The 12,925-nt window shown below is 59.9% G+C and carries 12 protein-coding genes; 6 read left to right on the top strand and 6 right to left on the bottom strand.

Annotation, left to right across the window (positions count from 1 at the left end; translation table 11 throughout):
• Positions 1-60 precede the first annotated feature (60 nt).
• On the top strand, positions 61-810 hold the full coding sequence (locus QOL84_RS24740; protein WP_283438901.1) for a sulfite exporter TauE/SafE family protein: 750 nt from the start codon (positions 61-63) through the stop codon (positions 808-810).
• Here QOL84_RS24740 and QOL84_RS24735 read toward each other — a convergent pair.
• Complete coding sequence (locus QOL84_RS24735) at positions 800-1,654, bottom strand: LysR substrate-binding domain-containing protein (protein WP_174823975.1); 855 nt, start codon at positions 1,652-1,654, stop codon at positions 800-802. The two genes, QOL84_RS24740 and QOL84_RS24735, sit on opposite strands and share 11 nt — an antisense overlap.
• Positions 1,655-1,750: 96 nt before the next feature.
• Here QOL84_RS24735 and QOL84_RS24730 point away from each other — a divergent pair, with 96 nt between their 5' ends.
• Both QOL84_RS24730 and QOL84_RS24725 read left to right on the top strand, forming a co-directional pair.
• The gene (locus tag QOL84_RS24730; protein WP_283438900.1) at positions 1,751-1,972 is read left to right on the top strand and encodes a DUF1127 domain-containing protein; all 222 of its coding nucleotides are present in this window, start codon (positions 1,751-1,753) and stop codon (positions 1,970-1,972) included.
• Between the two features lie 64 nt (positions 1,973-2,036).
• Positions 2,037-3,263, top strand: a complete 1,227-nt coding sequence (locus QOL84_RS24725) for a winged helix-turn-helix domain-containing protein (RefSeq protein WP_283438899.1) — start codon at positions 2,037-2,039, stop codon at positions 3,261-3,263.
• Positions 3,264-3,370: 107 nt separating this feature from the next.
• On the opposite strand, the gene QOL84_RS24720 is transcribed toward QOL84_RS24725, so the two are convergent.
• Entirely contained in the window at positions 3,371-4,717 is a 1,347-nt protein-coding gene (locus tag QOL84_RS24720) for a class II 3-deoxy-7-phosphoheptulonate synthase (protein WP_283438898.1), read from the bottom strand.
• Between the two features lie 150 nt (positions 4,718-4,867).
• Here QOL84_RS24720 and QOL84_RS24715 point away from each other — a divergent pair, with 150 nt between their 5' ends.
• Positions 4,868-5,623: a spermidine synthase gene (locus QOL84_RS24715; RefSeq protein ID WP_129394900.1), complete on the top strand. Its 756-nt coding sequence runs from the start codon at positions 4,868-4,870 to the stop codon at positions 5,621-5,623.
• 104 nt (positions 5,624-5,727) lie between these two features.
• Here the strand turns inward: QOL84_RS24715 and QOL84_RS24710 are convergent, their stop codons facing one another.
• Entirely contained in the window at positions 5,728-6,519 is a 792-nt protein-coding gene (locus tag QOL84_RS24710; protein ID WP_283438897.1) for a crotonase/enoyl-CoA hydratase family protein, read from the bottom strand.
• 424 nt (positions 6,520-6,943) lie between these two features.
• Between QOL84_RS24710 and QOL84_RS24705 the strand changes: the two genes are divergently transcribed.
• Complete coding sequence (locus QOL84_RS24705) at positions 6,944-8,617, top strand: DEAD/DEAH box helicase (protein WP_129394898.1); 1,674 nt, start codon at positions 6,944-6,946, stop codon at positions 8,615-8,617.
• 104 nt (positions 8,618-8,721) lie between these two features.
• On the opposite strand, the gene QOL84_RS24700 is transcribed toward QOL84_RS24705, so the two are convergent.
• On the bottom strand, positions 8,722-9,489 hold the full coding sequence (locus QOL84_RS24700) for a DODA-type extradiol aromatic ring-opening family dioxygenase (RefSeq protein WP_283438896.1): 768 nt from the start codon (positions 9,487-9,489) through the stop codon (positions 8,722-8,724).
• 103 nt (positions 9,490-9,592) lie between these two features.
• Here QOL84_RS24700 and QOL84_RS24695 point away from each other — a divergent pair, with 103 nt between their 5' ends.
• The gene (locus QOL84_RS24695; RefSeq protein WP_283438895.1) at positions 9,593-10,240 is read left to right on the top strand and encodes a thiopurine S-methyltransferase; all 648 of its coding nucleotides are present in this window, start codon (positions 9,593-9,595) and stop codon (positions 10,238-10,240) included.
• 199 nt (positions 10,241-10,439) lie between these two features.
• Here QOL84_RS24695 and htpX read toward each other — a convergent pair whose 3' ends face one another.
• Together htpX and QOL84_RS24685 are read right to left on the bottom strand one after the other, a co-directional pair.
• Positions 10,440-11,327: a protease HtpX gene (gene htpX / locus QOL84_RS24690; protein WP_129394895.1), complete on the bottom strand. Its 888-nt coding sequence runs from the start codon at positions 11,325-11,327 to the stop codon at positions 10,440-10,442.
• A gap of 304 nt (positions 11,328-11,631) precedes the next feature.
• Entirely contained in the window at positions 11,632-12,843 is a 1,212-nt protein-coding gene (locus tag QOL84_RS24685; protein WP_003226761.1) for a pyridoxal phosphate-dependent aminotransferase, read from the bottom strand.
• Positions 12,844-12,925: the final 82 nt, after the last annotated feature.

Here is a 12,925-nt window from a genome sequence, read left to right as displayed (position 1 = left end):
CGTTTCCCCGCCAGCCATGACTGCGTAGGATGAATCGCCTGACGTGAGAGGAATTCGGCTGTGATGGAGTTTTTGTTGTACCTGTTGTTCGGCGCTGCGCTCGGCACACTCGGTGGCATCTTCGGTATCGGCGGCGGTTTGATCGCCATTCCGTTGCTGGGCGTGTGGTTCGGCCTGGATCAGCAGATCGCCCAAGGCACCGCGCTGGTCATGGTCGTGCCTAACGTGATGCTGGCGCTGTGGCGGTATCACCAGCGCAATCGCATCGAGTTGTGTCACGCGCTGCCGCTGGCGCTGATGGGGTTCTGCTTTGCCTGGATCGGCTCGATCTGGGCGGTCGGCATCGATGCGCAAACCATGCGCATCGGTTTCGTCGCGTTCCTTGTGGTGTTGTCGACGTACAACCTGTTGAAGATGTTCGGCCGCCAACCGGCAGCGACGTCCGAGATGCGTTATTCATGGCCGTGGCTGGGTGTGCTCGGTGCGGCGTCCGGGACCATGGGCGGTTTGTTCGGGGTCGGCGGGGCGGTGGTGGCGACGCCCGTGCTGACCAGCCTGTTCGGCACCACGCAGGTCGTCGCGCAAGGCTTGTCACTGGCGCTGGCGCTGCCAAGTACCGGCGTGACCCTGGTGACCTACGCCGTGCATCACGAAGTTGACTGGATGATCGGTCTGCCGCTGGCCATCGGTGGTCTGGCCAGCATCAGTTGGGGCGTCAAGGTCGCCCACGCCATGCCGGAACGGCTGCTGCGTGGGCTGTTCTGCGGTTTTCTGGTGCTGTGTGCGGTGATGCTCGCGTTTAAAGTTTGAAGCCTTCGACAATATGCTCGGCCAGGCATTCGGTGATCGGCGAAGGGTTGTTGAGGTTGCGGATCAGCATGATGCTGGCTTCCGGCAACAGCGGCAGGTCTTCATCGGCACCGAGGATGCGCATGTCCGGGGTGATCAGGCTTTCAAGTTGCGCGGTGATCGCCAGACCGGCGCTGACCACGGCCATCAGCGCCGACAAACTGGTGCTGTTGTAGGCAATGCGGTAATCGCGGCCCATGGCATCAAGCGCATTGCACGCCCACAAACGGCAGAAACAATCACTGTTGAACATCGCCAAGGGCAGCGGCGTCTGTTCGTGGGCGCTGAAATTCTGCGCCTCGGCCCAGACAAAACGCTCCTTGCGCAGCAACTGACCGATTTCGTTGCCCGGTTCACGGGTGACGATCGACAAATCCAGGTCAGTACGCTGCAACAGTTGTTTGGTCGATTCGCAATGCACTTCGATCTGGATCAGCGGGTAGAACTGCGCGAATCGCGAAAGGATCCCTGGCAGAAAGCGCATGACGTAATCGTCCGGCGTACCGATGCGCACCGTGCCGACCATGTGTGGCTCGCGCAGGGTGTTGAACACTTCGCTGTGCAGCTTGAGGATGCGCCGCGCGTAACCGAGCAGCACCTGGCCTTCGGCAGTCAGGCGCACCTGGCGTCCGTCACGCTCGAACAGCTGGCGCTGCAACACGTCTTCTTCCAGACGTTTCATCTGCATGCTCACCGCCGACTGCGTGCGGTTGACCATCTCGCCGGCGCGGGTGAAACCGCCCTGATCGGCAATCGCGACGAAGGTGCGCAGAACATCGGTATCGATACTGGGGTAGGCCGACAATTGATGAATCTCCGTGATGCATGCCATCAGAAACATTCGTTGGATTGATCTTAACGCCAGGGCGAGACTTGAGCCATCCACAAGGAGGGCAAGACGATGAAAGGTCAAAGAGAGTATGTAGACGAAGACAAATTTTCCAGCCACGGCCATATCGTTTCCGATCTGCTGCACAAGTTTAGCCGCTGGTATGAATTGCACCGTGAGCGCGAGTTGCTCGCCAGTCTGAGTGACGAAGCGTTGAAGGACATCGGGGTCAGTCGTGCCGACGTTGAACACGAAGCCGTGCGGCCGTTCTGGGATGACCCGATGCATAAATGATGGCGCCAGTGCTACACAAACCACTTTCAGGTGAGGTAGGTTGCGAGCAGACAAGGAGATGCTCATGCCCGCAACAGTATCCTTTTCCCTCAAACAGGCACGACGTCTGGCGCTGGCTGCCCAAGGGTTCAACGGGCGCCAGCCGCCGACCGTCAAGGCGCCACACCTCAACCGGCTGATCGAACGGCTGGGGCTGTTGCAGATCGACTCCGTCAACGCCGTGGTGCGCTCGCACTACCTGCCGCTGTTTTCCCGTCTCGGTTCCTATTCCGCTGATTTGCTCGACCAGGCTGCCTGGAGTTCGGGGCGTCGTCGTTCGTTGTTTGAATATTGGGGGCATGAGGCGTCGTTGTTGCCGCTGTCGATGTTCCCATTGATGGGCTGGCGCATGCAGCGGGCCAAACGTGGTGAGGACATCTATCAGCAACTGGCAAAGTTCGGCCGTGAGCAGCAGGACGTTGTTCGTCGGGTTTTAAGCTCGGTTGAAGAGCAGGGCGCGCTGGGTGCCGGCAGTCTGTCGACGCGTGAAGACAAGGCCGGGCCCTGGTGGGACTGGAGCGCAGAAAAGCATGCGCTGGAGTGGTTGTTCGCCGCCGGTGAAGTGACGGTAGCGGGGCGGCGTGGGTTTGAGCGGTTGTACGATTTGCCGGAGCGGGTGATTCCTTCTTCTATCCTGCAGCAAGCGTTGCCCGATGAGGCCGAGGCGCAGCGTGGGTTGCTGTTGCATGCGGCGCAGGCGTTGGGCGTCGGCACGGAAAAAGACCTGCGTGATTACTTTCGCCTGAACCCGGCGGATGCGCGACCACGCTTGGCGGAGCTGGTCGAGGCCGGGCAGTTGCAGATGTGCGAAGTCGCCGGTTGGCGGCAGATCGCTTATTGCCTGCCGGAGCCAAAAGTCCCGCGCAAGGTGGTTGCCAGTGCGTTGTTGTCGCCGTTCGACTCGTTGATCTGGGAGCGCAGCCGCACCGAGCGGTTGTTCGACTTCCGCTATCGGCTGGAAATCTATACGCCGCAGGACAAGCGGGTTTATGGCTATTACGTGTTGCCGTTCTTGCACAATGAGCGGATTGCGGCGCGGGTGGATGTGCGTGCCGAGCGAGCGGCGGGGCGGTTGGCGGTGCATGCGCTGCACGAAGAGGTGCCGGGGCTGGATGCGGACGGGATGTTGGCGCTGGCGCTGAATTTGCGGCGGATGGCGGATTGGCTCGGGCTTGCGCGGGTGCAGCTTAATTGTCAGCGCGAGAGTGCCGCACGGTTGCGAGTCGCATTGGCCAAGATAGGCGTTGATTGAACGGGCCTCTTCGCGAGCAAGCCCGCTCCCACATTTGAAATGCATTCCAAATGTGGGAGCGGGCTTGCTCGCGAAAGGGCCCGTTAAAGCGATAGAGATGTCGAACCTTAGCGGCGGACTTGCTTCAGGGTTTCAGCAATCAGGAATGCCAACTCCAGCGACTGATCAGCATTCATCCGCGGATCACAATGCGTGTGATAGCGATCCGACAAGCCATCTTCAGTAATCGGCCGCGCCCCACCGATGCACTCGGTGACGTTCTGCCCGGTCATCTCGATGTGAATCCCGCCGGCGTAGCTGCCTTCCGCTTCGTGCACCTGGAAGAACTGCTTCACCTCGCCAAGAATCTGCGCAAAGTCGCGGGTCTTGTAGCCGCTGCTCGCCTTGATGGTGTTGCCGTGCATCGGGTCGGAACTCCACAGCACTTGCTTGCCTTCACGCTGCACCGCGCGAATCAGCGCCGGCAGGTGATCGCCGACCTTGTTCGCGCCCATCCGCGCAATCATGTTCAGGCGCCCCGGATCGTTGTCCGGGTTGAGCACGTCGATCAGGCGGATCAGATCGTCCGGGTTCATGCTCGGGCCGACTTTCACCCCGATCGGGTTGTTCACGCCACGGAGGAATTCGACATGCGCGCCGTCGAGCTGACGAGTGCGGTCGCCGATCCACAGCATGTGCGCCGAGCAATCGTAGTAATCGTTGGTCAGGCTGTCGCGGCGCACGAAGGCTTCTTCGTAGTTCAGCAGCAACGCTTCGTGGGCGGTGAAGAAACTGGTTTCGCGCAGTTGCGGCGAGCTGTCCATGCCGCAGGCGCGCATGAACGCCAGGGTTTCATCGATGCGGTCGGCGAGGTGGCTGTACTTCTCGGCCAGCGCCGAGTTGGCGATGAAATCGAGGTTCCATTTGTGCACCTGGTGCAGATCGGCAAAGCCGCCCTGGGCGAAGGCGCGCAACAGGTTCAGCGTCGCGGTGGATTGGTGATAGGACTGCAGCAGACGTTCCGGATCCGGTACGCGGCTCTTCTCATCGAAACCGATGCCGTTGACGATGTCGCCGCGATAAGCCGGCAGGGTCACGCCATCGATGGTCTCGTCGTTGGCCGAACGCGGCTTGGCGAACTGACCGGCCATGCGCCCGACCTTGACCACCGGGCAACCGGCCGCGAAGGTCATGACGATCGCCATTTGCAACAACACTTTAAAGGTGTCGCGAATCTTCGCGGCGGAGAACTCGGCGAAGCTTTCCGCGCAATCGCCGCCCTGCAGCAGGAATGCCCGGCCCTGAGTGACTTCGGCAAACTGCCGACGCAGTTCGCGCGCTTCACCGGCAAACACCAGTGGCGGATAACTGGCCAGGGTTTGCTCGACCTGGCGCAGGTGCGCGGCGTCGGGGTATTGGGGTTGTTGCTGGATCGGCAAGGCGCGCCAGCTATCAGGGCTCCACGGTTGGCTCATCACGGTCTCTAAGGTTCTACGCACGGAAGGCCATGTTAGCAGCAATTAGTGCGTGACCTGCTCCCGCCCCATCGCCGACAATCGCCGCTTTGCCACGGCGCCACAGCGGTGCCATCGCGTCACCGCGCCCGGTGACCATCAGGAGACGAAATGACTGAGGAGCGCGTCGAGCATCTGCTCGCCGAAGTACAGGATGAGTTCGGCGTGATTCGCGTGCTGGAAGTGGCTGACTACCGGTTTCTCGAATTCGGCGATGCCATCGAGCAGAGCTGTGTGTTCACCGCTGATCCGAGCTGGCTGGAGTACGACTATACCCGCGCGATGCTGATTGGCGCGTTGTGCCATGAGTTGCCGGAGAGTGCGCTGTTTCTAGGGCTTGGTGCGGGTACGTTGACCCAGGCATGCCTCAAGTTTCTGCCGCTGGAAGACGTTGAAGCGATCGAGCTGCGCCCGGATGTGCCGCGTCTGGCTATCGAATACCTTGGGCTGGATGATGATCCTCGCCTGTACATCCGTGTCGGCGATGCGCTGGAGTTGTTGCCGACCGCAGAGCCTGCGGATCTGATCTTCGTCGACCTCTACACTGACGTCGGCCCGGGTGTCGGGCATCTGGCCTGGGGTTTTCTCGGTGATTGCCAGAAGCGTCTGAATCCGGGTGGCTGGCTGGTGATCAATCAGTGGGCCACCGATGATGGCCAGCCGCTGGGCGCGGCACTGTTGCGCGGGCTCTATCACCGGCATTATTGGGAGCTGCCGGTGAAGGAGGGCAATGTGATTCTGCTGGTGCCGGCGGACCTCGATCAGGAGCTGGACATGCAAGCGTTGACCGCGCGGGCCGCAGCGTTGGCGCCACGGTTAGGCTATTCGTTGCAGTCGTTGATCAACGCCATTCGCCCGGCGACCTGATCACCGCCCCCTGTAGGAACTGCCGCAGGCTGCGATTTTTTGATCCTGTTTTTTACAAGATCAACATCAAAAGATCGCAGCCTGCGGCAGCTCCTACAGGGGGGTTAGATTCCTTTGAAGATGCCAGGTCGGCGCTCAACCAAAGACCGCACGCCCTCTTTGGCATCCTCACTCGCCAGCAACTTCTTCACCAACGCCGGCAACCCTTGCGCCGCCGCCGTCTCACCTTCATACCGTGCCTGTCGCGCCGACATCAGCGTCGCCTGCACCCCCAGCGGCGCCTGCCGGGCAATTCGCTCAGCCAGTTCAATCGCCCGTGGCAGCAGGTCTTCACTGGCCATCACTTCCTGCACCAACCCCAGGTGCAACGCATCGTGCGCATCAAACTCATCGCCGGTCAGCAACCAGCGCATCGCATTGCCCCAGCCGGCGACTTGATGAAAACGTAAAGTCGCGCCACCAAAAGGAAAGATCCCACGCTGCACTTCCATTTGCGCGAAGCGAGTATTGCTCGCACACAGGTTGATGTCGGCGGCCAGCATCAACTCGATGCCAATGGTCAGGCAATAACCTTGGGCGGCGACGATCACCGGTTTGCTCACCCGTGGGCCGACGAAAACGCCCCACGGATCGCAACCGCCGGTCGGAACCTGCCAGCCTTCGGCGAGTGCGCCACTGGTATTCACCAGATCCAGACCGGCGGTAAAGTGTTCGCCATGGCCGAACACCACCGCGACTCGTGCCTCGCTGTCCGCCTCGAACTCGCCATAGGCCAGGCTCAGCTCATTCAGCAGGTCGAGGTCGAAAGCATTGCGTTTGGCCGCCCGATCGAGGCCGATCAGGTGGACGTGACCACGGCGTTCTCGGCTGACGCGGCCGGGGCAGGGCTGATTCATGGCAGGATCCTCGGGCGGGAAGGGCGGGTGCAGCGACGGAATGCCGCATGTCGATGAATCGTTTAAGCGTCATCGCCCGCAGGGCCGGGCCTTTGAAAAATAGACCTTGGCGCGATTATCCGCAAAACCCCGTTACACAGCGGTGACACAGGTATTTTGCCGATAAAAAAAGCTCCCTTTTTGGGCAAAATCCGGTATAGTGCGCGCCGGCCTTTAACCGGGCCGCGTTTAGGTAGCGCAATTTCCCGAAGTCAGCTTCGGCTGCACGTCCGCATTGCGGGCTCTTCCCGGACGATTCTTTTTTTTCATTCATTCGTTTTCGCAAATCCCCGCCGACAAAGCTGCCAGGGCGACTCTTGAGTCTCAACACGGCATGCGCAGCTTTGGAGCATGGGTCTTTGCGGATGCACTTAGAGGCAGACCCATGACCCAGGAAACCGGCGGATTCGCCGCTTTTAATCTTAACCCGAATATTCTTGCAGCCGTCGCAGCGACTGGCTACGAAGAGCCTTCGGCGATTCAGCAGCAATCGATCCCGATCATCATGGCCGGCCAGGACATGATTGGCCAGGCGCAAACCGGTACCGGTAAAACCGCCGCGTTCGCACTGCCTATCCTGCACCGCATCGATCCTGCCAAGCGCGAACCGCAAGCCCTGATCCTGGCGCCAACTCGTGAGTTGGCGCTGCAAGTAGCAACCGCTTTCGAAACCTACGCCAAGCAGATGCCGGGCGTTACTGTTGTGGCCGTTTACGGCGGCGCGCCGATGGGCCCGCAACTGAAAGCAATCCGTAATGGCGCACAGATCGTTGTCGCCACTCCGGGCCGTCTGTGCGACCACCTGCGCCGTGACGAAAAAGTTCTGTCGACCGTGAACCACCTGGTTCTCGACGAAGCTGACGAAATGTTGAAGCTGGGCTTCATGGATGACCTGGAAGTCATCTTCAAGGCTCTGCCAGCTACCCGTCAGACCGTTTTGTTCTCGGCTACCCTGCCGCAGTCGATCCGTGCCATTGCTGAACGCCATTTGCGCGATCCGCAACACGTGAAGATCCAGACCAAGACCCAGACCGTTACCGCGATCGAACAGGCTCACCTGTTGGTTCACGCTGACCAGAAGACTTCGGCCGTTCTCAGCTTGCTGGAAGTGGAAGATTTCGACGCTCTGATCATGTTCGTACGCACCAAGCAAGCGACCCTGGATCTGGCAAGCGCCCTCGACGCCAAAGGCTACAAAGCCGCGGCGCTGAACGGTGACATCGCCCAGAACCAGCGTGAGCGCGTCATCGACTCGCTGAAAGATGGCCGTCTGGACATCGTTGTTGCGACCGACGTTGCTGCTCGTGGTCTGGACGTTCCGCGCATCACTCACGTATTCAACGTTGACATGCCGTACGATCCGGAATCTTACGTTCACCGTATCGGCCGTACTGGCCGTGCCGGTCGCGAAGGTCGTGCACTGCTGCTGGTGACTCCACGTGAGCGCCGCATGCTGCAAGTGATCGAGCGTGTAACCGGTCAGAAAGTGGCTGAAGTACGCCTGCCGGACGCTCAAGCTGTTCTCGATGCACGCATCAAGAAACTGACCAACAGCCTGTCGCCGCTGGTTGCTGATGCCGAATCGACTCACGGTGAGTTGCTCGATCGTCTGACTGCAGACATCGGCTGCACTCCGCGTGCTCTGGCTGCTGCGCTGCTGCGCAAGGCTACCAATGGCCAAGCGCTGACCCTGGCAGCGATCGAGAAGGAACGTCCACTGGTGCCGAACAATGCACCGCGTGGCGACCGTCCTGAGCGCACCGGTGATCGTCCTGATCGTGGTGACCGCGAGCGTCGCGCGCCAATGCCTTTGGGCGAAGGCCGTGCTCGTTGCCGTACCGCGCTGGGTGCGCGTGACGGTATCGCTGCGAAAAACCTGCTGGGCGCCATCCTCAACGAAGGCGGTCTGGCCCGTGAAGCGATCGGTCGCATCCAGGTGCGTGACAGCTTCAGCCTCGTCGAGCTGCCGGAAGATGGTCTGGACAAACTCCTGACCAAACTGAAGGACACTCGCGTTGCCGGTAAGCAGCTGAAACTGCGTCGCTATCGCGAAGATTGATCGGCCCCTGGGCTGATTGATCGCAGATAAAAAATCCCCGACTGGTTCGGGGATTTTTTTGCCTGCTTTTTGCCTTTGTGGGAGCGAGCCTGCTCTCGAAGGCGTCAACCAAAACGATAAATATCCATCCCCAGCGCACCCATCGTGAAGCCCTTGTGCGCCACGCTGAACTCACCACCCGCACCCCGTGCAAAATACAACGGCAACAAATGCTCATCACTCGGGTGGTTGCGCACGGCGTTCGGCGCCTGCTGACGGTAGTCATGCAGCGCCGGCTCATCGTCGGCCGCCAGCTTGTCGATCATCCAGTCACGGAAATCCCGCGCCCACGGTTCGACACTTTCCGGGCCGGCATGCCAGTCCAGTTCGCGCAGGTTGTGAGTGATGCTGCCGGAGCCGATCAGCAAAATACCTTGATTACGCAGGCTGGCCAGCGCTCGGCCGACGCGGGTCTGTAACGCCGGGCCGGCGCGGCTTGGCAGCGAGACCTGCACTACCGGAATATCGGCTTGCGGATACATCAGCGACAACGGTACCCACACCCCGTGATCAAACGGACGTTGTGAATCAAGGCGCGCGGGCAGGTTGTGACTGTTCAGCAGCGCGGCGACTTCGGCGGCCAGTTGTGGGTCGCCGGGCGCCGGGTACTGCACTTCAAACAGTGCACGGGGGAAGCCGCCGAAGTCGTGCCAGGTTTCCGGTTGCGGATGGCTGCTGACCAGCAATTCGTGGCTCTCCCAGTGTGCGGAGACGATCACGATGGCTTTTGGTCGGGGCAGTTCGGCTGCCAGTCGCGCCAGTGCCGGGCCACTGGCACCGGGTTCGAGCGCAAGCATGGGCGAGCCATGGGAGATATACAGGCTGGGAAACATGGAAAGGATCCTGAGCGTTAAGATGAGCCATCTTCAGTCAGTTGTTTGATCTAAATCTAATATAAGTTTTAGCGCTTTTTGATCGATTTTTTGGGAGTGATACATGCAGCCTGAGTTTTGGCACAAGAAATGGGCGTCGGGCCAGATCGGTTTTCATCTGCCTGACGTGAACCCGTATTTGCAGCGGCACTGGGCGGTCCCTGCATCGGCGCGGGTGCTCGTACCTTTGTGTGGGAAAAGTCTGGATCTGGCGTGGCTTGCTGGGCGCGGTCATTCGGTGCTCGGGATCGAACTGTCGGAAAAGGCGATCGAAGACTTCTTCACCGAGCATCAGATTCAGCCGCAGATTAGTCAGAAGGGCGCGTTCAAGGTCTATCGCGGTGATGCCATCGAGTTGTGGTGTGGTGACTTCTTCGCGTTGACGGCGAACGATGTGACCGACTGCACGGCGCTGTACGACCGGGCGGCACTGATAGCCTTGCCGCCGCCGATGCGTGAGCGGTATGCGGCGCATCTTCAGCAGATCCTTGCGCAAGGGGTGCAAGGGCTGTTGATTACGCTGGATTACGATCAGGCGCAGATGCCGGGGCCGCCATTTGCGGTGGTGGATGAAGAGGTGCAGCGGTTGCTGGGTGATGTTTGGCAGGTGCAGGCGCTGAAGGAGCAAGATGTGCTGGGCGAGAGCTGGAAGTTCTTGCAGGCGGGGGTTACGCGCCTGGAGGAGCGGGTGTACCGCGTTTCTTCCCGATAAATAGCGTGGGATTTTCTGGCCTCATCGCGAGCAGGCTCACTCCTACAGTGATTTGTGCTGAATCGCAGATTGTGTGACCGCCACAGAACCCTGTAGGAGTGAGCCTGCTCGCGATGAGGCCAGTGAGAACAGCCGACTAATCAAGGCAACAAAAAAAGGCCCGCATCACTGCGGGCCTTTTGCATTTACGCCAATCTGATCAACCGCGACGACGCAGTGCGTCAATACGCTCTTCCAGCGGCGGGTGGCTCATGAACATGCGGGCAAAGCCCTGTTTGATGCCACCGTTGATACCAAAGGCGTTCAGGGTGTCCGGCATGTGCACCGGCAAGCCCTGTTCGGCACGCAGGCGTTGCAGGGCGCCAATCATCGCGCTGGTACCGGCCAGGCGCGCACCGGCTTCGTCGGCACGGAATTCGCGCTTGCGCGAGAACCACATGACGATCGAGCTGGCAAGAATGCCCAGAACCAGTTCGGCGAAGATGGTTGCCACGTAGTAGGCAATGCCCTGGCCTTCTTCGTTCTTGAAGATCACTTTGTCGACGAAGTTGCCGATGATCCGCGCGAAGAACATCACAAAGGTGTTCACCACGCCCTGGATCAGTGCCAGGGTGACCATGTCGCCGTTGGCAACGTGGCCGATTTCGTGGGCCAGTACGGCTTTCACTTCATCGGGTGAAAAACGTTCCAGCAAACCCTGGCTGACCGCGACCAGCGCGTCGTTCTTGTTCCAGCCGGTGGCGAAAGCGTTCGCTTCGTAGGCCGGGAAAATACCGACTTCGGGCATTTTGATCCCGGCTTCACGGGACAGTTGCTCGACGGTTTGCAGCAGCCATTGCTCATGACGGGTACGTGGCTGGCTGATGATCTGGGTACCGGTGCTCATCTTTGCCATCCACTTGGAGATGAACAGCGAGAACAGCGAACCGGCGAAACCAAAGACCGCACAGAAAACCAGCAGCTGACTAAGGTTGAGATCAACCCCGTTGGCCGCCATGAACCCGTTGAAGCCGAAAAGGCTCAGGGTGATGCTGGCTATCAGCACGACCGCCAGGTTAGTGGCCAAAAACAGCAGGATGCGCATCATGGTTGTAGAAATCTCCTCAAGCTAAAGATGTAGCGTACTGCGGGGTATATAAGGTGCGGCACGGGGCTATTCAACCGAGTGACTATTTCAAACTGTGTCCTACAGCGAATTCGCAGGCGTGCAGGACAATTCCCACTGCCAATATTGCTACCGATGACGCATGGCGGCGACCCGTCGCCATTACCTCAGACGCGGGTGACCGGTTCGAATCGCAAGTGTAGAAGGCCTGTGCAGGCGCGGATCACAGAAGTGTTGCTGAATCAGACAGTGCGCGACGTTCGGGCCGTCGCGCACTGCTGGCCAGTTACTGGCGGTAGGACTTGAGGAAGTTGCCGATGCGGCCGATGGCCATTTCCAGGTCGTCGACGCGGGGCAGGGTGACCACACGGAAATGATCCGGCCATGGCCAGTTGAACGCGGTGCCCTGAACGACCAGCAGCTTCTCGGAAAGCAGCAGGTCGAGAACGAACTTTTCGTCGTTGTGGATCGGGCAGACTTTCGGATCAATGCGCGGGAAGGCGTAGAGCGCACCCATCGGCTTGACGCAGCTGACGCCCGGAATGTCGTTGAGCAGCTCCCAGGTACGGTTGCGCTGTTCCAGCAAACGACCTTGCGGCAGCACCAGATCGTTGATGCTCTGATAGCCACCGAGTGCGGTCTGGATCGCATGCTGGCTCGGTACGTTGGCGCACAGGCGCATGTTGGCCAGCATGTCGATGCCTTCGATGTAGCTCTGGGCGTTGTGTTTTGGCCCGGAGATGGCGATCCAGCCGGAGCGGAAACCGGCCACACGGTACGACTTCGACAGACCGTTGAAGGTCAGGCAGAGCAGGTCGGGCGCCAGCGACGCGGTGCAGATGTGCACGGCATCGTCATAGAGGATCTTGTCGTAGATCTCGTCGGAGAACACCACCAGGTTGTGCGCGCGGGCGATTTCCAGCATGCCCAGCAGCACTTCCTTCGAATACACCGCACCGGTCGGGTTGTTCGGGTTGATGATCACCATGGCTTTGGTGTTCGGGGTGATCTTGGCCTTGATGTCGGCCAGATCCGGGAACCAGTCGGCGCCTTCGTCGCACAGGTAATGCACGGCATTACCACCGGCCAGACTGACGGCGGCGGTCCACAGTGGATAATCCGGCGCCGGAACCAGCACTTCGTCGCCGTTGTTGAGCAGCGCCTGCAACGACATCACGATCAGCTCGGACACGCCGTTGCCCAAATAGATGTCTTCGATGCCGACACCTTCAACATTCTTTTGCTGGTAGTACTGCATCACCGCCTTGCGCGCGCTGAACAGGCCTTTGGAGTCGCTGTAGCCTTGCGCGGTCGGCAGGTTGCGGATCACATCCTGAAGAATTTCGTCCGGCGCCTCGAAACCAAACGGCGCCGGGTTGCCGATGTTCAGCTTGAGGATGCGCTGGCCTTCCTCTTCCAGTCGTTTGGCGTGCTTGAGCACCGGGCCGCGAATGTCGTAGCAGACGTTGGCGAGCTTGTTCGATTTGCTGAACTGCATGGCGATGTGATCCCGAAAATGAACGATCCAGACGCTGTATGAACTACCGTACTGGGAATCCTGCATGTGCACGCCAATCGGT

The organism is Pseudomonas helmanticensis (genome assembly GCF_900182985.1).
GTDB classification, from domain to species: domain Bacteria; phylum Pseudomonadota; class Gammaproteobacteria; order Pseudomonadales; family Pseudomonadaceae; genus Aquipseudomonas; species Aquipseudomonas helmanticensis.
Note: the sequence above shows the minus strand (reverse complement) of the source record. Positions and strands in the feature narration are given on the sequence as shown.